The organism is Leptolyngbya sp. AN10 (assembly GCF_050565645.1).
In the GTDB taxonomy this organism is placed as follows: domain Bacteria; phylum Cyanobacteriota; class Cyanobacteriia; order Leptolyngbyales; family Leptolyngbyaceae; genus Leptolyngbya.
Map to the genome: position 1 here is coordinate 192,421 of NZ_JBNXVP010000008.1, position 21,349 is coordinate 213,769.

The window sequence follows — 21,349 nt, forward strand, 5'->3', positions numbered from 1 at the left end:
AGATATCGACTTGAAATATTTAGACGAAGCAGGGTTCTGTCTATCGAGTCCGGTGAGCGATAGCTTGAGCGTGAGCATCCTCGCAGGGAAAGACATCCGTTGCTAATCGCACTTGCGGTTCTAGCACCACTAAGCTTTTTCCGGGTAGCATCGCACTGGCATAAGCGCGAGTCACTTGGGGACGATGCTCGGTGGCGGCTAAACAGAACCCATCCAAGATTTTCACCCGATAGCCACGAGAGCCAATCTGCTACAGGTTCGCCCAAAGAGCGCACGATGCCCACCATTTTCGCTGCTGTTTCGCTCACTAATCCTTGGCTGACGGCTAATTCAATCCCATTTAACTTGCTGTAGACCGCACTCAAGCTCGCAGGCATAGACTCTGCTTGCTCCTGGTACGACGCTCGCACCGAGGGTTGCAGTCCACACACCACTGGAACCATCAACTCCACTAAATCCGAAAACAGCAGTTCTTTGGTGTATTGCACCAGAGCGGTCGCCTCGAATAGTTCGTTCAGTGTCGTGGGTGCAAACACTCGTTCGATTAACCCGCGCGTCATCACGCTCACAGGGCTTTTCTCCACGAATCGCGTAAACAGGGGGTCTAGCATGACGGGAACCTCAACTCGAATCAACGCTGTGGCTATTTTCCCACACCTGATCTAGCTCACCTTGAAAGGGCTGGTGGTAAGAGACTTAAGTCTACGCTTAATCCAATCCCTTATCCGCTTACTTTTATGATGCGAAACAATTGTGAAGATCAAATGACAGATTGATAAAAGCTTATGTCGATCAATATTTCTACAAAATCTAACTTTAGCAAGAGAAGAAATTGAACTTTTGAAGTATTGACGGGGGAAGGCTGAACTCTTTTGGAAAAATTACCTCGGATTACCCGGTCTGTTGATTAGGAAGTGCTTGCGGTCTAACCGTCAACTGTTGAGTGCCTCCATTCCGGGTAATTATCACCTGCATTGTGTTATTGATACCAGTTGCATCTACCTGCTGCTGGACTTGCTGCACATTCTGAATTTCTGTGCCATTGATGCGGCTGATAATATCACCGGGACGTAACCCTGCCTGAGCCGCAGGCGAATTAGGTAAAACATTGAGAACAATCACGCCTTGGTCTTGAGTCACTTGGAAGCCAAGATTACTTTGATTGATCTGCGATCGCAACTCTGGCGTTAACGCAACCATTTGGACTCCAATATAGGGATAATCGACGCGACCTTGAGTAAGCAGTTGTTGGGTAACGCGCTGAACGGTATTGATCGGAATCGCAAATCCTAGTCCCTGTGCGCCCTGAATAATAGCGGTATTGACCCCAACAACTTCTCCTGCGGCATTCAGCAACGGTCCACCAGAATTGCCTGGATTAATTGCGGCATCAGTTTGAAGAAAATTAATTCGCTTGTCAGGAATGCCAATTTCAGTCGTCGATCGCTCGGTGGCGCTAATAATGCCCTGAGTCACGGTATTGCTAAGACCCAACGGATTACCGATCGCGATCGCGAGTTGCCCTGGCACAAGGTTGTCTGAGTTGCCTAAGCGAACCGTCGGCAAATTGTTCGCCTCAATATCAATCACAGCAACATCACTCAATGGATCAGTGCCTAACACTTTCCCAGGATAACGTCGTCCATCTTTCAGCAATACCGTAACATTATCTGCTCCTTCGACCACATGAGCATTCGTAATCACCTGCCCATCGTTTGTGGTGATGAATCCTGAACCTGTCCCCCGTTGAATTCGCTCTTGTGGAGGAACACGCCGCCCAAAAAACTGATCTAACCCAAATTCATCAACAGACTCCCGCACTGTTCGACTTGAGTTGATCTGTACAACAGCAGAACCCACTTGTTGAGCAACAGGAGCGACTGCACTGATGTCATCGCGGAGTGCCGTTGTTGCTGTGGGAGATTGTTGGGCAGCTTGGGGTGAATTTTCAGGATTGGGTTGCGGCGTAGTGCCTGTCTGTCTACTTGAGGTGCAGCTTGCTAGTAAACCAGTGAGGAATAGTCCAACGAGGATCGATTGCTTCGGTGAGAGATACATAAGTTAGGGTTACAGAGACTTCCGAATCTTTGCCTATATTTTTCCAAGCGTAGCAATTCTGGTTCTCAATTCATCTCTCTAGTGAATGATCAAATGACGGGCAATCAGCTAAGAGAAAAGCCTTAGTTTCCTTGAGTTTGAGATTGGCATTCTAAAGTAACAGCAACGACGGTTCGATTCGGTTTGGAGGCGGCAATCAGCGATCGCAGATCTGAACTCAGACTAATCGAGCCAGGAGAAGCTGAGGATGGGCTAAAGACCGCTGCGTAAAGCACAGTCTGTTGCTGAAGGGATTGCGGGTCTGTGGCGATCGCAGTTCGCAGTTCTAAATCGCCTCTCAGTAATGTGGGAATTTGTTGTTCAGCTTTAATGTAAGCTGGAGCAGATTGAAGTGTTGCAGTTAACTGAGGAAGTTGGAGATTCGCGGCTCCGAAGGGTTGACCACTTTGCAGCAAGACTGCCAACTGACCCGATGCGATCGCTGAATTACTCCAAGTCCGCCAATCATACTGAATTTGCTTTGCGGTTTGGACTTTTCCGTTTTGAATGACTAGCAGTTGGGCAGTGAGTTGTTTTAACTGGGAAGCCCTAAAATTCCAGAGAGTCAGTCTTGTACTGTCTGAGAATTGATACTCCGATCGATTCTCAATGGAGCAAATGGATTGTACCGTTGGCGGGCGGTTACAAGCTGTTAGCAAAAGTACAGCCATTGTCATGCAACTTAGAAACGATCGCCGTTTCATTATAGTTCTCTTAGTGTGATTTGTTCTTGGGTTGAGCGTAGGAACTCGCTGTAATCAGTGCTCCTTGTCGCTTGGCATAAACTTGGGTGAATTCTGCACCAAACAATAAAATTTGTGCTGAATAGTAGATCCAAATCAATAAACCGATCACTGAGCTAGCCGCCCCATAGCTAGAACTCACACTGCTATTGCCAAGATAGAACCCAATCAAGGATTTGCCGATCGTAAACAGTACGCTAGTTACCCCTGCACCAATCCAGAGATAGCGCCAAGAAACCTGTACATCTGGCAACACTTTGTAAATCAAGGCAAATAATACGGCTGCACCGCCTAACGTCAGCACAATGTTAATGAACCGCCCCAATTCAATTAAATTGGGGAATGCTGTGCCGAAGAAGCTTTCAAGCGCCGCTAAAGCTGCACTGAAAAACAGAGAAACCAGTAATAAAAATCCAATCACCAAGACCATCGCAAACGAAAGTAAGCGATTTTGGAGAAAGCCTTTGATATTTAATCCTGGCTTGGGTTGCACCTCCCAAATTGTATTGAGCGCTTCTTGAAGTTGCCCAAAAACGACCGATGCACCGAACAAGAGCGTAATGATACTCACAATCGTTGCCACGGTTCCCCCCGACCCTGGTTGTTGTGCATTGTTGATAATGGCTTGAATCGCTTGTGCCCCTTGCTCCCCAATCAGTCCTCGGAACTGCATGACAATTTGATTCTGTGCCGCTTGCTGACCCAAGACGGCTCCAACGATCGCAATGGCAATCACCAGCAAAGGGGCAAGCGAAAAAACGGTATAGTAAGCCAGAGCCGCCGCTAGTAGCGGAATTTTGTCTTGTTGCCACTCTATAATGGTTTGTTTCAGTAATGCCCAAAGTCCTCTAAATGTCATTTCTATTTCGCTCCGCCCCCAACAGAATGAAAATATTAGTAACTTCCCTGCTCACCGTTGTTATGCAGCCTTGTCAAATCTTCAGGAAAACGACACTGTTGCGCCAGCTTCGATAACAGTATTAAGCTTGCTTGAAGATTTGGCATCGCATCTAGGTCAAGCAGCACGATATGAGGCTTTTGCACTGCGATTTCAGTGAGTAAATCTTCGGGCGATCGATTAGGAACAGAGGCAAGTTTGACCCGCAGGTTCCGTAGCGCTGCCTCTTTGACGAATTGCTGCGTCTGTTGCTCATTTTGGCTAACCACCAATAAAAGGGGAGCTTCTTGTTCCGGTGTGATCGCTCCGCGACATGGGTACGGACTCGTAGCGGAATGGTCAAGAGCTTGGTATAGATTGTTCATGAGGTGACGGAGCAATTTAGCATATTCGATCGAAGGATGGGCTTGAAAGAGATCCTCAAGCGCTTCTGCCCAGTGAGAACCATCGGCTAAGTCAAACGTTCCTAACGCTCCGGCTAGTTTGTGCGCCTCGTGTTCTGCTTGCTGCCGCAACTGCTCACTGAGGCAATTTTGCTCTAAAGCTTGAGTTGCTTGCTCAAGAATCCTTAAGCGATCGCTGAGTTGAGTCTGAAAACGTTCTCTCGCTTGGGCGACTGCAAGTTCGGTTTGTTGTTCGATCCAGTTTGAATCGGTTGATTCCGGTGCTGGCTCATCAGGTTGAGGCTTTAATCGATAGCCTAATCCATAAACCGTTTCAATTAGATCTGACGGTGCGCCTGCTGAATTGAGTTTCTGGCGTAGCGTTTTAATGTGAGACTTGATTGTGGCTTCTTGTGGCGGGTCTTCTGCTGTCCACAGGTGATCGACGATCGCACTCCGGCTAAACACATGGCGGCTGTTGCGGAGAAAAAGCTCCAAGAGTCGGTACTCGGTTGACGTTAATTGAAGGTCACGATCGCCATAGCTCACGTTGCAGGTGTTGGTATCTAGACGCAAATCTCCCCACTGCAAAATGGTAGGCGCGGGAGAATTTCCCCGTCTCAATAGTGCCCGAATCCGAGCCGACAATTCTTGAAAATCAAACGGTTTGATCAGATAGTCATCGGCTCCAGCATCTAATCCCAACACTTTATCGGTTCCGGTATCTTTAGCGGTCAGGAGAAAAATTAGCATTTGATGCCCAGCTTGGCGGAGGTGCCGACATAAGCTAATGCCATCAAGCTTTGGCAACATGACATCGAGCAAAATTAAGTCGTAGTTGGCATTCGTGGCGTACTGCCATCCCAGTTCACCATCGGATGCAGTATCGACAACATAATGCTGTTTTGTGAGTACGTCTGCCACTGTTTCAGCGATCACAGTATCGTCTTCAACAATGAGAATTTTCATTCGCCTTTCAACTTAGTTTGTAAACATGATCACTCAGGAGCGAAAGGATATCTCGTCCCAAAGAGTCATGCTAACGTTAGCAATAAGGTAGTAGATTTGCGACCCCTCTCCTTTTACAGAAATTTCTAGCGTTTAAGACCCTGCCTAGGAGGGAGATTGTATCTTTCCAAAGCTTGTCTTAATTTTTGAGCAACATCAGTAGTTTCTAAGTCTCCACCGATTTTCCACCTCTAGTTATTACCCTAAGTAGAAGACTTGTTTTTCCGACAGGGTTTTGATGAGTTCTACGATCGCAGGTTGCTGATTCAAGCAGGCTAAATTATTAGGAAATGAAGGATTATGTCTTCAAAGAAGAACATTATCTCAAAGCAGAAGTTTTTTCATCGTTTTCTTTGCTGTACGTTCCTAGCGATTTTCATTTTATTGTCATCAGGATTGCCAGGCTTAGCGCAAAAGGAACCCATCTTTCCGCTAGATGACCCGCAATCTGAGCAACTCGAATCCATACCAGAAGTTCCTCCCTCACCCAATGCACCTGGACTAAATAGCACTCAGGAATTAGAAGGGTTCTCAGATCAGTTTTTCAACAGCGAAATGCCAAAGTCTCACATTCCTGGGGCAGTTGTATCAGTTGTCAAAGACGGAAAACTGTTCTTCGCCAAAGGTTACGGTTACGCTGATATTGAGAAAAAAATTCCTGTTGATGCCGATCGTACCTTGTTTCGTGTTGCGTCATTATCAAAGCTATTCACTGCAACCGCCGCAATGCAGATCTATGAACGGGGTCTTCTCGACCTGAATGCAGATATCAATCAATATCTCACGACATTTAAGCTGAACAATCCCTTTCCTGAGCCTGCTAGAGTTGCTCAACTCATGACTCACACGGATGGTACAACTCAGCGACTCATCGGCATAGCAGCACCTACCGCCGCTAAGATGGAACCTCTAGGAGATTATCTTGCCGATCATATGCCACCGATCGTATGGCAACCTGGCAAGCTTTACAGCTATTCCAATCACAGCATTGCGCTACTAGGGTATTTAGTCGAGCGGCTTTCAGGTCTGCCCTTTATTGATTACATGGACAAAAACATTTTCCAGCCGCTTGAAATGCGCCGGAGTACGTTTCTTCAACCGCCACCTCCCGCACTAGCTCAAGATTTGGCAGTCGGGTATCAGTATCGCAGTGGTCAGTTTCAACCTGTTCCCTTTCTGTATTTGAACATTGCTCCTGCCGCTGCATTGAGCGCAACGGCAACCGATATGGCTCACTTCATGATTGCCCACTTGCTGAAGGGGCGATATGAAAACTCGCGCATCCTACAAGAAGATACAGCGCGGCTGATGCACCAGCAACACTTCACGCAGCATCCTAAATTGCCAGGAACTGCTTACGGGTTTCGAGAACGGTTGGAAAACAATCTCCGAATGATTGAACATTTAGGCAGTCTGAGAGGCTATTCTAGCTTGCTCACGCTCATTCCCGATCGTAATGTGGGGGTTTTTATCGCAACGAATAGCTTTCAGGGAATCCATGAGAAATTCCTGTCCCAGTTCTTAGATCGCTATTTTCCCATTGCCAATGAACCGACTCCAAGCAAGCCCTACGCCATGAGCGACCAGAATCTCGATCGCTTTACCGGAACCTACCGCGATTTAGAATATCCGCGTCATACCTTGGCAAAAATTAGCGCTCCCTTTAAGCTCATCAGCATCAAAAAAGGATCGAATCAGACGCTGATGATTCGCCGCTCGAATTTGTTCTTTATGAGCAATGCTTCTGATCTTCAATTAGCGCCTGTAGCACCGATGCTTTTTCAGCGTGTGAATGACGATGCGATGACTGCTTTCGGTACGAATGAAGTGGGTAAAATTGCCTTCGCTTTTGAGCCGCTTTGGGCAAAAATTGGCACGTATGAGCGTGTGTCCTGGTATGAGCGGGTATGGTTTCAGTTAGGCGTGATTGGCGGGTGTGCCGTCATCTTCTTGTCGGCACTGGTCTATTTGATTGTTGCCCGCATTCAAGGGCGGCGCAAACGGGAATCCCACAGCGATCGCTCTTCAAAGCGAGCGTGGCAGTTAGCAGGCTTGACTAGCGCTCTAAACTTAATATTCCTCGTCGGCTTGCCGTTGTCGCTTTGGCTCTATGGAATCTGGAAACTGGTCTATGGAGTTCCCCCGGTCGTGGTTGCTCTGCTCTGCATTCCGTTGCTTACGTCGATTTTGTCGATCGGACTCGTTATCTTTACCGGACTTGCTTGGAAAAATAAACGTGGGTCGATCATAAAAAGATTGCACTATAGCCTGATTACCCTCGCCGCGATCATTTTTATTCCTATCTTAGGGTACTGGAATCTACTAGGATTTCAGTTCTAGCTCTAGTTCTGGCGCATCGCTCTATCTCTTTAGGAGCAATCTTAGTTAGCGATCTCATTTCTCCACCGCTTTTCCACAATTGATCCTTAACTTTAGTAAGGTTTAATCGATTGCTGAGGATTGTGAAATCATATAGATCATCAATCTAGGTAATTGAAGTATGAAAAGCTGTAAATCAAAATAACAGCAATAGAGGAAAAAGTCGTGATGTTGCACAAAATAGGTGAATACTATCCCAATTACAGAACTCCCTTCGGTAGCTCTACGATCAAAACGGTTGAGGTGTACGCGGGCAACCATGAAAAAGTTGGCTCTGTGAAGGATATTTTAGTGGATGGAGAAACAGGACGTTTTCGCTATCTAATCGTGGAGACTGGAATATCATATGTTGGTAAACAAGTCGTATTACCTGTGGATCTAGCACAGTTAGACTACGAGAATCAATGTATTCGAGTTCCTCATCTCAGCAAACAACAGATTGAAGATTTGCCGGATTTTGCTGGCGAGTTAGGAACGAACATTAACTATGAAGAGCGAATCAGCCAAACCTATGGTTCTTTGACATCCAATTCAACGATTGCCAGTAAAAGACGTTCAGCATCCTACGGTGCAACTGACAGCTTTCATGATTATGAAAATCGGCTCCTTGCACAACGCAATAGCGGTAAGCCGACTTAAACAAATTCATATTTCAGTAGGAGATAACTATGCCATTACTTAAAATTGCAGATTTTGACCCGAATTATTCTCATGTCTTTGGCGATCGAGACATTATTCATTACAGCGTTTATTCTGACAACCACGAGAAGATTGGTACTGTCAAGAACATTCTGGTTGATCAGCAAACGGGCGAATTTCGTTACCTCGTCGTTGATCTCGGTTTTTGGATTTTCGGCAAATCAGTGTTGTTGCCGATTGGTCGCGCTCGAATTCACTTCGATGAGCAGCGAGTGTATGCGAAAGCGTTGACTAAAGAACAAGCAGAACGTTTGCCAGAATTCAGCGATGACTTGCGGATTGACCCAGACTATGAAGAACAAGTCAGATCTGGATTTCGGGGTCTCGCACTGAATACCACTAATCCACTGGTGAATACAGATACTTACGGTCATCCGTTGCCGCAGACGGCTCCGTATGGACCTCTTGCAACGAACACCATTGCTACCCTGTCCACACCCCCTGATAATTACAGCCCTGATCCAGCAGATGACCCCGCACGACGCGATCTTTTTCGATATGAGGATCACCCCGATCTCTATGGCATTAACGAAACTGAGCATCCTTCGATTCGTGCCTATTCAGAACAGTTAGTGAATCAATTTCGGCACGAACAACGCTAAGGAACCTGTAGATGTGATTCCAGCGCTATGAAGGGATAGCAAGAACTAATCGAGAAAGAGATTCAACGTATGCGGCAGAACATGGATCCGATTCAGCTTGGAACTCGTTTAGCACGTAATTGGTGGACGCTTGCGTTGCGCGGTGCAATTGCAATTTTGTTTGGGTTAGCTGCCTTCTTCCTACCCAACATTACGTTGACATGGTTAGTGCTACTATTTGGGGCGCTGGCATTGGGTGGTGGAATTTTATTAATCATTTCAGCCCTTCGCGATCGACTGAATGACGCGAACGCATGGCTTCTACTTATTGAAGGAATTGTTGGGATTGCTGCGGGAGTTTTAGTGTTTGCGTATCCAAGAATCACAGCATTGGCATTGCTCTACGTGATTGCATCTTGGGCGATCGTGACTGGCTTTTTTCAAATTGTGGCAGCCGTTCGATTGCGGAAAGAAATCCGAAACGATGGGTTACTTGCCCTTGCGGGAATCGCCTCGATCGTCTTCGGAATTCTTCTGCTCTTCTATCCAGGTGTAGGTGCATTGACCCTACTGTGGTTCATTGGTGCTTACTCACTCTTCTTTGGGGTGTTGATGTTAATTTTGGGCTTCCGCCTCCGCAACTGGAATCAACTTCGATGAATCTAACGTAAGTAGAACACAATAAGATGATGAAGCATAGCAAGTTTAGTACTTATAGTTAGATATCAGCATAAGAAAGCGTAATCTCATTGGGGAATTAAAAATGAACGATATTCAGCAAACCATTGAGTCTGAGCCAATCACTTCTAGTCAGCAAGATCATTCCGCTCCATCTGTAACAGCAGTGAATCCTGCCAGTGGTGTTGCGGTTCTATTGTGTAGTCTTGTCGTTACACTTGTAGTTTGCTCAAAGCGGAGCAGTGCTTTTAGAACCAGATGGAAGGAAAGACTAGCACCCCATCCAATTCCTTGCTACAGATGCCAATTTTTCAGCAACAATCCGTTTCTCAAATGTGCTGTTCACCCTAATGTAGTTCTCTCTCAGCAGGCAGTGGATTGCAGCGATTATTGTCCTTATCAGGGCTACAAGCGCAAGTAAAATTCTTTGAGATAGAACTGTCAATTCAGTAAGTTAATTGATTTGCAGGAAGTGATTGCACGAGACTTAACGGGAGCGGTGATTAATCAATAGCATTGGCGTAGGCAGACGTGAGGTAAGCTCGATACATGGGTTGATTGGCAACGTAGGTTTGGAAGAATGCAACACTAAAGGCATTCATATAGCTACGCGCTAGGTCAGGATGATCGCCACTTGCTTGAGTTGGAACTGGAATTGTACTGTTCGCGGATTCTGTGATCGTCGAAAAGTGCGTACCATTATTAATCAACAGCAAATATTTATTCGAGGTGGTTAGCCAAGTAAAGGGTCGAATTTGTTCGGGGAGTGCAGGAGCAACCGTGTCATTGCTGCTTGCCACAATCATGGTGGGAATTTTAATTTGGCTCAGGCTCGTTTGCCCAAAGATACTACTACTGATAGGATTAATTGCGATCGCAGCTTTGATTCGTGAGTTGAAAAACAAAAATCAAAATTTAATTTTGTCCTGGGGCAAAGTTAGCTGGTTTAACTCGCTCCCAAAGTTCCTCAATCTCATGTTCGGAAAATATGTCTTGACTTGCTGCTTCTGACAAGGCAACTAGCCTACTCCAAGCAAACGTTTGAGCAACACGAATCAAATCCTGTTCTGGATAAGCTGGATGTACCCAAACTGCGATTTGACTGGTTGGAATTCCTTCTGAAATTAAATCAAAGGTAACTTTATGATAGGGTTCTGAGAAACCATCCCTTTCAACTAATCGCTCAATTCTAGCGAACTGCATGATACTGGGATAGCGCATAAGAAATCAGGTTGCAATGGAACCTTCCTATTTCACAGGACAAACGCAGCCTAAGAATGGTTTAACTAAGGGAGGTTGAAGCTTTTGATCAGGGAAGATCAACTATTCTTTTGAGGAACAATCGATGAAACTGAAGCCTAAAACGACGCTAAAAGTGGGCATTAAGAATAAGCGACTACGAGCGGGTGGGACGAAAATTATTTGCTCAAGGTGCTACTTGGATAAGATGCGTTTGCCCCTGATTGACTGACAAAAGTTGGATTGGCAAGCTTGATCTTTTTGCAGTCGGTCGATTTTCTTGCTTAACAGGTCATACACCTTGTTTATCGTCTAGCAATTAGTACACTCAGAACTCCACTTGCCAGCCTTGACAGCATTAACAAGGTGCTTGACTGTCAAAGATTTGAGTCTTGTCTTACCCGACCTAAACAACATCCGTAAATCGAACCCTTCAGCATTGAAGTAGTCTGATACATTGAGATCTGACAAATCAACTTGAAACTCTCGTGACAATGCTTCTAATAAGTCGGTGGCATCGTCTCCGTCTACACCTAAATCTTCCACGAGAGAAGTTTCCAGAGAGAGCATCGTGACTTCAACACCCGTATATTCTGCGATAAGTGCCTTAACTTCTTGTACGATCCAATCCTCTGTCACAGACTCAACAGCCATGATTTGTAGATACCGATGCGATTGACTGACAAAGCTGGAGGAGAGGAGCAAAGTGCCGTAATCTAGGGGATCACTACATCAACCCAAATCACTGCAATGGAAAATGCTCCTCGTCTTTATGATGCCGTGTTTACCCTGCTCGGTCAACCCGGTCGGTGGCGCGATCTTCGTCACCTGAAAACGCTGACATGGATGGTCGTGGGGTTACTGTTGAGCAGCAAAATTGGCTTAACAGATTGGCTCGATTACGTGTGCAGTCGGGCAGTGTTTGCCCAAAGTGTGCAACGGCGATTTTCTCGGTGGCTGAACAATCCTCGCATTCAGGAACGCAAGCTGTATGCGCCGTTGATTCGACGCGCCTTGTCAGAGTGGAACCAGAGTCGATTGATTCTGGCACTCGATACTAGCGTATTGTGGAATCGCTACTGTCTGATTCAGATCTCGCTGATCTATCGGGGGCGAGCCATTCCACTAATGTGGAAAGTGATGGCGCACAAGAGCAGCAGTGTGGCACATTCAGACTACAGCAAGTTAATTTATGCTGTAGCAACCGTGTTACCTGAAAAGGTAGAAGTCTTGTTTCTCGCAGACCGCGGATTCGCAGATCTGAAGTTGTTCCAGCAACTGCGACGGTTCAACTGGCACTATCGGATTCGGATCAAGTCAAGCTTTTATGTCTATCTTGGCAAGCACGGTCGGCAGATTTCTGACTACTGCTTACGCCCTGGAGAAGCCTGCTTTCTCAACGCTGTGCGCTTGACTCGTGAACGCTACGGCATTGTTCATGTGGCGTTGGCACATCATGCCCAAAGTCAAGAGCGATGGATCGTCGTCAGTGATCAACCGACCTGCTGCGAAACCTTCGTCGAATATGGCTGGCGCTTCGATATCGAAGAAGGCTTCTTGGACGAAAAATCGAATGGATTTCAACTCGAAAGCTCTCAGATTCGCGGCGCGAAGATGCTCTCCCGATTATGTTTAGTGCTGGCAGTTGCTACGCTCTACCTCAGTAGTATCGGAACGGACGTGGTTGAGTCTGGCGCTCGTCGCTTTGTTGACCCCCATTGGTTTCGCGGCAGTAGCTATCTCAAGATTGGCTGGCGCTGGATTCGTCAGGCGCTGGTTCATGCTTGGACACTCCCGCAAGGCTTGACGTTATCCGATGCGGCTGACCCTGACCCTGCTCTCGCTTCTCGTGTCGATGCCAACAAACGTAGGACTACATTTCAATTTCGCTTACTGCCGCCTGAGTCGTTCTTTAGTTCTCCCTCTCCTCTTCCCAAAACCCCTTAGTCTCTGGCTTTGGCAGGTTTTGTCAGTCAATCAGGCGTTTGCCCTGTGATTGGAACTCAAACATTTGCCCCTCGACTCACTATCGTTACCCGCCGACCTACTAGCAACTCGCCCAAGGGTGGACGGCTGATAGAAAACGACGGGCAAGCTTTATTCGGAAATCCTTAAGCGGCAGTTTTCTAACCGTAGTTCGTACTTATGACACCAGTGCCTAACTATCAACATAACTGTATTCCAGCATTGGAATAGCAATACGAACCACCCTTACCACCGAGATCGTATCCCTCAGTTTTACTGCCGATGAATCCATTCAAATAAGCTGGCAGAAGTAAATGTGCCAACCAGATGCGCTGCAATTCCCGTCATATTTGCTAAAGCCACGAAGATGTCAAGCGAACGAATCATGCGAGAGGGATCATAAACCGCAACGCTTTGAACTTGGGAGAGCGATTTTGCCAGCAGAATGCTCAAGGTTGTGACACCCCCAAAGACGGCAAATAACATTCCGACAAACCCAACGATCGCACCTAATCGCAATAGCTGAACAATATCGTGTTTAGGAGGATGCACAATCGGATCTGGATTCTGGAGCCGTTTTGCAAACCGGGTCTGACGATAAGCGAGATATACACTAACTAACAGTGCCAGAATCGTACAGACTGCCCAAAAAATCCCAATACCCATACCGGGAGTCGTCGCTGGAAGGGCTGGATTCACAGGCGCACCTGGAACTGGAGTGACAACGGCTTGATTGAAACTACGTCCTGCGATCGCAAATATCAGCATTAAGCCCGCTGCTGCTGCAAGACCTAGATCGAGCCAAAAGCCAACCCATCCAACTGTCCGTAGAAGTGTTCCAACTCGTTCTAATTTGGTACCGAGTGATGTTGTTTCTACCGTTGTTTGCATGATAAAGCGTCCTACTAAATTGAAAAAACTAAAGAGTGACTACTGGGCTTGATTGTTGGCATCCACATTTGGGGCATTCACAACATATCGAGAAGCGCTCGTTGTACGATCGCAAACGAGGTTAACGATCAATACGAGAACGTTCCCCCCGCCATGCCGCCAGTTGGTCTTCATAGTCGCGAAAGCTGCCCGTTGCACCGTAATAGACCGGATAGCGATCGTACAAACCAGGACCCGGAAGCGGATATCCTGTGCCCGGAACGGCTGTGGTTGGAGCTAGAGGAGCATAAGTGTTTCTAACTTGATCTTCATAGTCGTCGTCGATCTTCAAGTCCTCTGTAAACTCCGGCAAGTTCTCAACCTGTTGCTTGGTGAGTCCAGGAACAACAACCCGCTTGTCCTCAAAATCAACTTGCGCCAAACCGACTGGAAGCAACACCTGCTTACCCAGAAACCACAAACCTGTGTCCACGATGAAATACCGGAAGCGCCCAGTGTCTTCATCCACTAAGACATTTTTCACAGAACCAACCTTATCATCGTAATCTGCATAAACATCGAAGTTTTTGATGTCATAGCCACCAAAGGCATCTTTGTAATCTGAGTAGAAATCGTCTAGCTTGTAAAGTACCATAATTCAATTTCTCCGCTTTTTGTTGCTTGAATCAATAACTATCCAAAGATAAGCCTCAAGAGTGGAAAAGCGGTGGAGAAATCTAGGTCATGCAGTACGTTCCTCCCAAAGATATAAGAAGGCGTTGTTCACTCTATTCAGGAAGTTCGATATTTAAAGCCTCTCGTGATAGTAATGTCTATTAGAAGTAACCATAGTTGCTCTTGCTGCATAGTGGATTGCTTAACGAGCTTGCCAGCGATCAAGGATATCTTCAACCACAACCGCCTCAATCCATGTTTGAGCCACTACTAGAATAGGTAGTCCCAACAGTAAGCCCAAAAAGCCGAAGAGAAGACCAAACGCAGTCAACAAAGCGAGTGTCGTCGCAGGTAATAAGGAAACCTGCTGTTTCATGATGATCGGTGTTACTAGATTGCCTTCTACTTGCTGAATCACAATGTAGAGCAACAAAACGGCTCCAGCTTTCCATGGTTCCTCTAAAAATGCAAGCAGCATGGGAGGAACCACACTCGCAATTGCGCCAATGTAGGGAATAAAAGCGGACAATCCAGCGATCAGCCCATTCACAAATGGCAAGGGCACATCCAAATAGAGCAGTCCGATCGTTGAAGTGACCCAAATGAACGCCATACTCAAGGCAATGCCTGCTACGTAATGTACAAGCTTTGTTTCACATCTCGACAAAATTTCATCAGCGCGATGGCGGTAAAAAGAGGGAAACCCGCGAAGGAACGCCCGACGGTACTGTTGGGGATTGGCAAGCAGCATCAATGCTAATACAATCACCAAAAGTGTGTTGAGGATTAATGCGATCGAGTTCGAGAAAAACAGGTAAATATTCGCCATGACCCAATTCGCGATGCTTTGCAGTTGACGGCTGAAATCAGTCAAGTTGGGCAAATTCCTCAACATCCTTCCAGGAATCATGTCGTGTAAGCGGTAGCTTAGGAGCCGAATTTGATCGATCGCAGCGGGAACTAGATCAATCAACTGATCAATTTGCTCTAGCAAAGGGCGAATCATCACGGCAAAAAGTCCACCGACAACGATGGCACAAATCACAATGGTTAAAAGGATGGCGACTGTTCGACTAGCTTTAGAACGTTGGAATCGGCGAACCAATCGGTTCAGTGCGATCGCTAAAATCACTGCCGCAAAGAAGAGAAAAACGATCGCACGGATTCGCCACAGAATGTACGCCGCCGCAATTAGCGCAACGAAGCCGATCCATTTCCCAAGCGTCACAGCCTTGCCTCGCTATTGTTTTTTGCACACACTTTACTAGCAATCTGATGCCTCATTTTCTAACCACGTTCCGATGGCTTGTCCCATACCAATAGGTTGCTCCTCGAACCCAAGTTTCGCATAAAGTTCGGGAACATCATCTGTAAACAAATAGACATGTTGCCCCTTTAATCGGGTCAGAAGCTTTTGCAGCATTGTTGTTGCAATACCTTGGCGACGATATTCGCTAAGTGTCCAGACATCAATTAGATAAGCGTTGCAGACTCCATCAGACAAAACGCGAGCAGTACCAATGATCCGATTATCGGCATAGGCAATACAGGCAGCATAGCTATTTCCAAATGATGCTTTCAATTGTTCAGGACTACGACCATTATCAAAAGCATCTTGGTGGAGCGTTACTTTCATCTCTACCCAATCCACGCTATCTAGTTTCGTTGTGTAACTGATCTTTGGCATCTAAGAATTAAGATCTTGAATATTGAACTACTGCTTTGACTTGAGGATCGCTGCGATACCATTCTACAAGATTAAATGTATCTCTACTCCAACTCGTCCGCTAACAGATAGAGGCAGCACATTGCTGTGCTGCTAGACAAAGCTTTTGTTAGAAACTAACGTTCAAACAAATCAACTAGCGGGTGAAAGTTGGACGATCGCTCACAATTTATCTATTTAGGGGGATGATTCAATACTGTGAGAAGCTCCATGGTATCAATACGATCTCTTTAAGACCAATGGCTAGACACGATCTACCTCCTGAAATTAAGCAACCGATGCAGCGAACGGCTTCTCATCCCGCCTTCGAGAAGCTGGCACGATTTGGGTACGCAGCAAAAGGAACTGTGTACTTTGTGGTGGGATTGCTAGCGGCTCAAGCAGCAGTGGGAACCGGAGGACGAACAACCGACACAAGTGGAGCGCTGCAAGAAATTTTGACCCAGCCCTTTGGAAAGCTATTGTTGAGTGTAGTCGCGATCGGCATTATGGGCTATGTGTTATGGCGGTTGGCTCAAGCCGTTCTCGATCCAGAAGGCACGGGTCGAGCAAACAGGGCAAAGCGAATCGTGCAACGCATTGGGTATTTGACAAGCGCGATCGCGTATTCGGGGTTAGCGATTACGGCTATCAAGTTGATTTTAGGCACTGGCGGCACTGACGGAGAAGCTCCAGAGGATTGGACAGAACTTCTCCTGGCGCAACCGTTTGGACAATGGCTAGTGGGTTTAGCAGGTTTAGTTGTACTGGGTGTTGGACTGTCTTATTTTTATCAAGTCTATACTGCCAAATTTCAGCGACATTTCAAGCTGAATCAAATGAATGCAACAGAACGCATCTGGGCAAAACGGCTCGGACAGTTCGGCATTGCATCGCGAGGTGTGGTATTCAGCATGATTGGTGTATTTGTTATGCTAGCGGCTTTACATTCAGATGCTAGTGAAGTCAGAGGGTTAGGAGAAGCGTTAGCCGTTTTAGCTCAACAGCCTTTCGGTCCTTTGATTTTGGGAATTGTTGCGCTCGGTTTGATTGCCTACAGCATCTACTCATTAATTGAAGCTCGATATCGACAAATTATGCACTCATAGATAGAGTATTGATCAATCAATGAGCAATTCTTGAATCAAATTCCCCAATTCGTCGATAAACAACCGTTTGCTAACGAAGGATTGAATTTTGTGTAGTAGCAGTCGTCTTAGTACCGCAGGCTGAACTATCGGCGAATCGCGTCACGGATTTTTGCCGATGACGCAATTCCCTTCCTCATTTCCGATTGTTAGTTGAGGCAATTCTGATCTCCAGCGATGCAAGTCAGAATAACCTATTTTGCGGCTTGCGGAATAGCAGACGGATAGATTCTCGTTGCGACTAAAACAGGACGATTTCGGTATTCTGCTTCGAGTTGCCGCACAAAGCCTTGATCCCAGTTGAAATTGTACTCCCGCTCCAACTCTGCTACCACAAAGGGACGAACAACTCCAGTCACCGCAACCGTTTGATTGTCTTGAACGGTTCGCTGCTTCGGTTTCGCGTTTAACACCAACAAGTCTTGTCCACCGAGCAGTTGATCTTCGTCAAGCGTGAAGGAGTTCGGACTTTTAATGTCCTCGACTTCTCCAGTGACCGCGATCGTTCGACCATAATACTGAGCCGGATTTTTGCTAATTTGTCCAGGCTTAGGTGCTAATGCAACAGATTGAGCGATGATTGCGGGTCGATTCTCAAACTCTCGATAGAGATCTGGCGCTAAGTTAAGGCTATAGTCTCGATTGACATCGGCTAACACGAATTGACGAACTTGACCCGTTACTTGCACCTCAACATCCTGGTTTTCTGGCAGGACAAACGGAGTTCCTGATGCGTTCACAACGATAATTGGTTCTCGTCCAAAAAACTGTTCACTGCTCATCGTAAAGGTACTTGGACCCAGTTTACGAAGCGGTTCACTTCTGATCGTTACGGTTTTGCCAATGTATTGATTCGTGTTTTCTGCAACATCTTCTGCCGTTACATTGTTTGCTTGTTGTCTGGGTTGTGTGCAGGCAGGAAACACAACTACCATAAGCGCTAACGCTAACGCACCTTTCACATTCCAAAACTTTCTAACTAAGCGATTTTGATAAACTGACTGTCTCATTTGTAAAACTTCTCCTCTGCATTTTTAGTAGCATTGCTTTTATGCACGATTCATCAAGCTGTAAAACTTAACTCACTGCAATTTGAACTGTAAGGCTGAATAGTGGAAAAGCGGTGGAGAAATTGAGGATAGCTGTCAAACCTATCCAAGGAGATAGAGAGTAGATCAAAGTGAACTTAGTTTGTTTCGCTTAGTAACATTAAAACTTGGTCAACCAGTTTGCGCGGATTGAACGGCTTGCTGATCGTTCCTCGAACGTTCAGTTGAGTCAGTTGGTTTTGATCCAGAGAACGCCCTTTTGCCGTTAGCAGAATAACGGGAATATGCTGAGTTGTAGTATTGGCTCGTAGCTGTTGCAACGTGGCGAACCCGTCCATCTGCGGCATCATGACATCTAGAAGAATGGCATCCGGTTGCTCAGTTTGAGCTTTTAGAAGCCCTTCCTTCCCGCAATTCGCACTAAGCACTTGCCAGCCTCCCATTAGTTCTAGACAGGTCTGGATTAAATTTCGCAAGTCGTCTTCATCATCAATGACTAGAATTTGTTGAATACTCATTAGAACTGTTTTCCTCGCCTAAATTCTCTTTTGTCAAAATTCATGATTAAAGCTGTGGAACCCTTGGAGAGATGCAACATGAACCCAATTTATTTCGCAAGCGGGGTCTTAAAAGTTGCAACTTTGGATAAAAGGTGAAGGAGGTACGAAAGATAATACATCGCTATCTGTAAAGCAATGTTTTCTGATTGACTTTAATCGTATGTCATTTATTTTACGCCAACAAGTCCTATGCTGATACAACAGCGCACCCGATTACAGCGGTACGGTATTGCCATTTTGTCCCCGATCGCGGCATTGCTGTTGACCCGTCTTTTGTGGTGGCAAATTCAGCCTACGATTTACCCGTTCTTTCTAGCTGCGGTGGTCGTGTCATCCTGGTATGGTGGGTTCAGACCTGGGCTAGTCTCTACCATTCTCAGTACAGTACTGAGTGAGTCCCTATTTTTAACAACCTCCTACTCCCTACTACAAAGCCTGAATTATTTTGGCAGAACCCTCTATTTTGTGTTGGTGGCAGTTCTGATTTGCTGGCTGAATGCAAGAGTACGATCGGCACAGCGTCGTGCAGAGTTAAACGCACTCGGAGCCGAGCGAAATCAAGCACTTGTCCTTCAGAATCAGGAACGTCTGCGCGAAAGTGAAGAACGCTTTCGCTTGGTGATTGAGGGTGTTCGCGATTATGCGATCTTTACGATCAATGAGGAAGGATGCGTTGCCAGTTGGAATACTGGAGCAGAACGGATTCTGGGCTTTCAAGAAGCAGAAATTTTAGGACAATCTTTCTTGTGCATTTATACCTCTGAAGACCTTGAAAACGGTAGACCCCATGAAGCGCTGCAAATTGCTGCTGATGAAGGTCGAGCGGAAGACGATCGCTGGCACGTTCGCAAAGACGGCTCTTTATTCTGGGCAAATGGAGTACTCACACCGTTACGCGATGAAGCAGGAAATCTACGCGGATTTTCAAAAATTCTTCGAGATAGGACAACAATCAAACAAGCACAAGATGCTTTGCAGGCGAGTGAAGAACGATTTCGATCGCTGATCGAGCATATCCAAGACTATGCCATTTTCATGCTTGATCCGGAGGGACGAGTCGCGAGTTGGAACACAGGCTCACAAGCCGTTTTGGGCTATCAGGAATCCGAAATTTTAGGGCAGTCTTTCGCTCGCTTCTTTCCTGCCGAATCAATTGCTCAAGGTGTCCCCGAACAAGAATTGAGAACGGCGATCAAAGCAGGACAATCGCAATTAGAGCGCTACCATCTCCGCAAAGATGGCACTCGCTTCTGGGCAAATGAAGTAATGACTGCGCTTCGCGACGAGACTGGACAACTTCGCGGCTTCTCCAAAATCTTGCGGGATGTCACCGAGCGTAAGCGGGCAGAAGAAGAACGCGCCCAATTGCTGGTGAATGAACAAGCTGCCCGCGCTGAAGCGGAAGCCGCGAATCGTGCCAAAGATGAATTTTTAGCGATCGTATCGCACGAACTTCGCACACCCTTGACTGCGATCGCCGGATGGGTGGGAATGCTGCAATCTGGGATGCTGGATGAAAATCGAACTGTGATCGCGTTGGACACGATCGAGCGCAATGCGAATCTGCAAGCACAACTGATTGAGGATCTGCTCGACATTTCGCGGATCATTCGAGGAGAACTAAGGCTAGAGTTTGCCATAGTTAATCTGATCAATGTCATTACAACCGCCGTGGAAGTTGTCCAACCTAGAATCGATGCAAAACAACTTCAATTCGAGTTTCTGTTCAACGATCAGGAGCCTAACGGTGTTCTCGTCTGGGGCGATGCCGATCGATTACAACAGGTCATGTGGAATTTACTCTCCAATGCGGTTAAGTTCACGCCCGAAGGGGGACGAGTGACCGTACAGCTTGAACGAGTAGAACAAGCGGAACCCTTTGCACAAATTAGAGTTACGGATACAGGCGTTGGGATTCGAGCCGAGTTTTTGCCGTATGTGTTCGATCGCTTTCGGCAGGCGGATAGTACGAGTACTCGATCCTATGCAGGGTTAGGGCTAGGACTTGCGATCGCTCGTTACTTCGTTGAGCAACACGGGGGAACGATTCAGGCAGAAAGTCCAGGTGAAGGACAAGGAGCAACCTTTATTGTGAGGCTACCGTTACTTCAGAGCAATGAGCAACCTGCTTTGAGTTCTGCTGAATTGGTTCAAAATCGACCAGCCGTTGATCTTACTGGACTCGTGATTCTGGTGGTCGATGACGATGCAGACGTTTTGTCGTGGCTCAACACCATGCTGCAATCTCGCAGTGCAGAAGTCATTGCAGTAGATTCAGTTGCAGCAGCAATCAGGGTATTAGAACAAACCACGCCAAATCTCTTGATCAGCGATATTGCTTTACCCGATGAGAATGGTTATGTTCTGATGCGCCACGTCAGAACCATTGAAGCGAGAAACAGTGTCCGAATTCCTGCCATTGCACTCACCGCTTATGCAACCGAGGAAACTCAAGCAGCCGCGATCGCCGCAGGCTTTGCCCAATATCTTGTGAAGCCAGTGTCAGCAAATGACTTGATTAGCGCGATCGCTTCGCAGTTCCCCTGAACCACAGATTTAAAAAAAGGATGCCCAATCTTCAAGTCATTCGGCAGAGAGATGCTGACAACTCAGAAATGGCTACTTTTTAACTAGGAAACATTTCAAGATAAAACTCTTTATCGTCTGCAATA

At 46.5% G+C, this 21,349-nt stretch carries 22 protein-coding genes; 8 read left to right on the plus strand and 14 right to left on the minus strand.

Going from position 1 to position 21,349, the window contains the following annotated elements; all coding sequences use genetic code 11:
- Positions 1–40: 40 nt before the first annotated feature.
- The 5 genes from ACQ4M5_RS13955 to ACQ4M5_RS13975 all read right to left on the minus strand — a co-directional run bounded on the left by ACQ4M5_RS13955 (position 41) and on the right by ACQ4M5_RS13975 (position 5,090).
- Positions 41–226, minus strand: coding sequence for a hypothetical protein (locus ACQ4M5_RS13955; protein ID WP_430676235.1), 186 nt, complete (start codon positions 224–226; stop codon positions 41–43).
- A gap of 665 nt (positions 227–891) precedes the next feature.
- The gene (locus tag ACQ4M5_RS13960) at positions 892–2,058 is read right to left on the minus strand and encodes an HhoA/HhoB/HtrA family serine endopeptidase (RefSeq protein ID WP_430676236.1); all 1,167 of its coding nucleotides are present in this window, start codon (positions 2,056–2,058) and stop codon (positions 892–894) included.
- A 122-nt stretch (positions 2,059–2,180) separates the two neighbouring features.
- Positions 2,181–2,768 carry a hypothetical protein gene (locus tag ACQ4M5_RS13965; RefSeq protein ID WP_430676237.1) on the minus strand — a complete coding sequence of 196 codons (588 nt, stop codon included), beginning with the start codon at positions 2,766–2,768 and terminating at the stop codon, positions 2,181–2,183.
- Positions 2,769–2,811: 43 nt separating this feature from the next.
- Positions 2,812–3,699 carry a YihY/virulence factor BrkB family protein gene (locus tag ACQ4M5_RS13970; protein ID WP_430676238.1) on the minus strand — a complete coding sequence of 296 codons (888 nt, stop codon included), beginning with the start codon at positions 3,697–3,699 and terminating at the stop codon, positions 2,812–2,814.
- 35 nt (positions 3,700–3,734) lie between these two features.
- Positions 3,735–5,090, minus strand: coding sequence for a response regulator (locus ACQ4M5_RS13975; RefSeq protein WP_430676239.1), 1,356 nt, complete (start codon positions 5,088–5,090; stop codon positions 3,735–3,737).
- A 339-nt stretch (positions 5,091–5,429) separates the two neighbouring features.
- Here ACQ4M5_RS13975 and ACQ4M5_RS13980 point away from each other — a divergent pair, with 339 nt between their 5' ends.
- From ACQ4M5_RS13980 to ACQ4M5_RS14000, 5 genes are all read left to right on the plus strand, one after another.
- Positions 5,430–7,469 carry a serine hydrolase domain-containing protein gene (locus tag ACQ4M5_RS13980; protein ID WP_430676240.1) on the plus strand — a complete coding sequence of 680 codons (2,040 nt, stop codon included), beginning with the start codon at positions 5,430–5,432 and terminating at the stop codon, positions 7,467–7,469.
- A gap of 207 nt (positions 7,470–7,676) precedes the next feature.
- Positions 7,677–8,147 (plus strand): PRC-barrel domain-containing protein, encoded by a 471-nt coding sequence (locus tag ACQ4M5_RS13985; RefSeq protein ID WP_430676241.1) that lies wholly within the window; start codon positions 7,677–7,679, stop codon positions 8,145–8,147.
- 29 nt (positions 8,148–8,176) lie between these two features.
- Positions 8,177–8,809, plus strand: a complete 633-nt coding sequence (locus ACQ4M5_RS13990) for a PRC-barrel domain-containing protein (RefSeq protein WP_430676242.1) — start codon at positions 8,177–8,179, stop codon at positions 8,807–8,809.
- 69 nt (positions 8,810–8,878) lie between these two features.
- On the plus strand, positions 8,879–9,448 hold the full coding sequence (locus ACQ4M5_RS13995) for an HdeD family acid-resistance protein (RefSeq protein WP_430676243.1): 570 nt from the start codon (positions 8,879–8,881) through the stop codon (positions 9,446–9,448).
- 103 nt (positions 9,449–9,551) lie between these two features.
- Positions 9,552–9,887, plus strand: a complete 336-nt coding sequence (locus tag ACQ4M5_RS14000) for a hypothetical protein (RefSeq protein ID WP_430676244.1) — start codon at positions 9,552–9,554, stop codon at positions 9,885–9,887.
- A gap of 82 nt (positions 9,888–9,969) precedes the next feature.
- Here ACQ4M5_RS14000 and ACQ4M5_RS14005 read toward each other — a convergent pair whose 3' ends face one another.
- From ACQ4M5_RS14005 to ACQ4M5_RS14015, 3 genes are all read right to left on the minus strand, one after another.
- Complete coding sequence (locus tag ACQ4M5_RS14005; protein WP_430676245.1) at positions 9,970–10,371, minus strand: alpha/beta hydrolase family protein; 402 nt, start codon at positions 10,369–10,371, stop codon at positions 9,970–9,972.
- A gap of 10 nt (positions 10,372–10,381) precedes the next feature.
- Positions 10,382–10,687, minus strand: coding sequence for a hypothetical protein (locus ACQ4M5_RS14010; RefSeq protein ID WP_430676246.1), 306 nt, complete (start codon positions 10,685–10,687; stop codon positions 10,382–10,384).
- Between the two features lie 330 nt (positions 10,688–11,017).
- Complete coding sequence (locus ACQ4M5_RS14015) at positions 11,018–11,359, minus strand: DUF1493 family protein (RefSeq protein ID WP_430676247.1); 342 nt, start codon at positions 11,357–11,359, stop codon at positions 11,018–11,020.
- Between the two features lie 96 nt (positions 11,360–11,455).
- On the opposite strand from ACQ4M5_RS14015, the gene ACQ4M5_RS14020 reads away from it, so the two are divergent.
- The gene (locus ACQ4M5_RS14020) at positions 11,456–12,652 is read left to right on the plus strand and encodes a transposase (RefSeq protein WP_430676248.1); all 1,197 of its coding nucleotides are present in this window, start codon (positions 11,456–11,458) and stop codon (positions 12,650–12,652) included.
- Between the two features lie 291 nt (positions 12,653–12,943).
- Here ACQ4M5_RS14020 and ACQ4M5_RS14025 read toward each other — a convergent pair whose 3' ends face one another.
- From ACQ4M5_RS14025 to ACQ4M5_RS14040, 4 genes are all read right to left on the minus strand, one after another.
- A complete protein-coding gene (locus tag ACQ4M5_RS14025) occupies positions 12,944–13,561 on the minus strand; it encodes a DUF3611 family protein (protein WP_430676249.1) in 618 nt (205 codons plus the stop codon).
- Between the two features lie 121 nt (positions 13,562–13,682).
- Positions 13,683–14,195, minus strand: a complete 513-nt coding sequence (locus tag ACQ4M5_RS14030; protein WP_430676250.1) for a PRC-barrel domain-containing protein — start codon at positions 14,193–14,195, stop codon at positions 13,683–13,685.
- A gap of 222 nt (positions 14,196–14,417) precedes the next feature.
- Complete coding sequence (locus ACQ4M5_RS14035) at positions 14,418–15,443, minus strand: AI-2E family transporter (RefSeq protein WP_430676251.1); 1,026 nt, start codon at positions 15,441–15,443, stop codon at positions 14,418–14,420.
- 36 nt (positions 15,444–15,479) lie between these two features.
- On the minus strand, positions 15,480–15,902 hold the full coding sequence (locus ACQ4M5_RS14040) for a GNAT family N-acetyltransferase (protein WP_430676252.1): 423 nt from the start codon (positions 15,900–15,902) through the stop codon (positions 15,480–15,482).
- 278 nt (positions 15,903–16,180) lie between these two features.
- Here ACQ4M5_RS14040 and ACQ4M5_RS14045 point away from each other — a divergent pair, with 278 nt between their 5' ends.
- Entirely contained in the window at positions 16,181–17,029 is an 849-nt protein-coding gene (locus tag ACQ4M5_RS14045) for a DUF1206 domain-containing protein (protein ID WP_430676253.1), read from the plus strand.
- A gap of 233 nt (positions 17,030–17,262) precedes the next feature.
- On the opposite strand, the gene ACQ4M5_RS14050 is transcribed toward ACQ4M5_RS14045, so the two are convergent.
- Together ACQ4M5_RS14050 and ACQ4M5_RS14055 are read right to left on the minus strand one after the other, a co-directional pair.
- Positions 17,263–18,078, minus strand: a complete 816-nt coding sequence (locus ACQ4M5_RS14050; protein ID WP_430676254.1) for a hypothetical protein — start codon at positions 18,076–18,078, stop codon at positions 17,263–17,265.
- Between the two features lie 176 nt (positions 18,079–18,254).
- The gene (locus ACQ4M5_RS14055; RefSeq protein ID WP_430676255.1) at positions 18,255–18,635 is read right to left on the minus strand and encodes a response regulator; all 381 of its coding nucleotides are present in this window, start codon (positions 18,633–18,635) and stop codon (positions 18,255–18,257) included.
- Positions 18,636–18,866: 231 nt separating this feature from the next.
- Here ACQ4M5_RS14055 and ACQ4M5_RS14060 point away from each other — a divergent pair, with 231 nt between their 5' ends.
- Entirely contained in the window at positions 18,867–21,224 is a 2,358-nt protein-coding gene (locus ACQ4M5_RS14060; protein WP_430676256.1) for a PAS domain S-box protein, read from the plus strand.
- The last annotated feature ends 125 nt before the right edge of the window (positions 21,225–21,349 follow it).

Coding starts and splice junctions, on each gene's coding strand:
- ACQ4M5_RS13960 (WP_430676236.1), bottom strand. CDS start 2,058: ATGTATCTCTCACCGAAGCAATCGATCCTCGTTGGACTATTCCTCACT.
- ACQ4M5_RS13965 (WP_430676237.1), bottom strand. CDS start 2,768: ATGGCTGTACTTTTGCTAACAGCTTGTAACCGCCCGCCAACGGTACAA.
- ACQ4M5_RS13970 (WP_430676238.1), bottom strand. CDS start 3,699: ATGACATTTAGAGGACTTTGGGCATTACTGAAACAAACCATTATAGAG.
- ACQ4M5_RS13975 (WP_430676239.1), bottom strand. CDS start 5,090: ATGAAAATTCTCATTGTTGAAGACGATACTGTGATCGCTGAAACAGTG.
- ACQ4M5_RS13980 (WP_430676240.1), top strand. CDS start 5,430: ATGTCTTCAAAGAAGAACATTATCTCAAAGCAGAAGTTTTTTCATCGT.
- ACQ4M5_RS13985 (WP_430676241.1), top strand. CDS start 7,677: ATGTTGCACAAAATAGGTGAATACTATCCCAATTACAGAACTCCCTTC.
- ACQ4M5_RS13990 (WP_430676242.1), top strand. CDS start 8,177: ATGCCATTACTTAAAATTGCAGATTTTGACCCGAATTATTCTCATGTC.
- ACQ4M5_RS13995 (WP_430676243.1), top strand. CDS start 8,879: ATGCGGCAGAACATGGATCCGATTCAGCTTGGAACTCGTTTAGCACGT.
- ACQ4M5_RS14000 (WP_430676244.1), top strand. CDS start 9,552: ATGAACGATATTCAGCAAACCATTGAGTCTGAGCCAATCACTTCTAGT.
- ACQ4M5_RS14010 (WP_430676246.1), bottom strand. CDS start 10,687: ATGCGCTATCCCAGTATCATGCAGTTCGCTAGAATTGAGCGATTAGTT.
- ACQ4M5_RS14015 (WP_430676247.1), bottom strand. CDS start 11,359: ATGGCTGTTGAGTCTGTGACAGAGGATTGGATCGTACAAGAAGTTAAG.
- ACQ4M5_RS14020 (WP_430676248.1), top strand. CDS start 11,456: ATGGAAAATGCTCCTCGTCTTTATGATGCCGTGTTTACCCTGCTCGGT.
- ACQ4M5_RS14025 (WP_430676249.1), bottom strand. CDS start 13,561: ATGCAAACAACGGTAGAAACAACATCACTCGGTACCAAATTAGAACGA.
- ACQ4M5_RS14030 (WP_430676250.1), bottom strand. CDS start 14,195: ATGGTACTTTACAAGCTAGACGATTTCTACTCAGATTACAAAGATGCC.
- ACQ4M5_RS14040 (WP_430676252.1), bottom strand. CDS start 15,902: ATGCCAAAGATCAGTTACACAACGAAACTAGATAGCGTGGATTGGGTA.
- ACQ4M5_RS14045 (WP_430676253.1), top strand. CDS start 16,181: ATGGCTAGACACGATCTACCTCCTGAAATTAAGCAACCGATGCAGCGA.
- ACQ4M5_RS14050 (WP_430676254.1), bottom strand. CDS start 18,078: ATGAGACAGTCAGTTTATCAAAATCGCTTAGTTAGAAAGTTTTGGAAT.
- ACQ4M5_RS14055 (WP_430676255.1), bottom strand. CDS start 18,635: ATGAGTATTCAACAAATTCTAGTCATTGATGATGAAGACGACTTGCGA.
- ACQ4M5_RS14060 (WP_430676256.1), top strand. CDS start 18,867: ATGCTGATACAACAGCGCACCCGATTACAGCGGTACGGTATTGCCATT.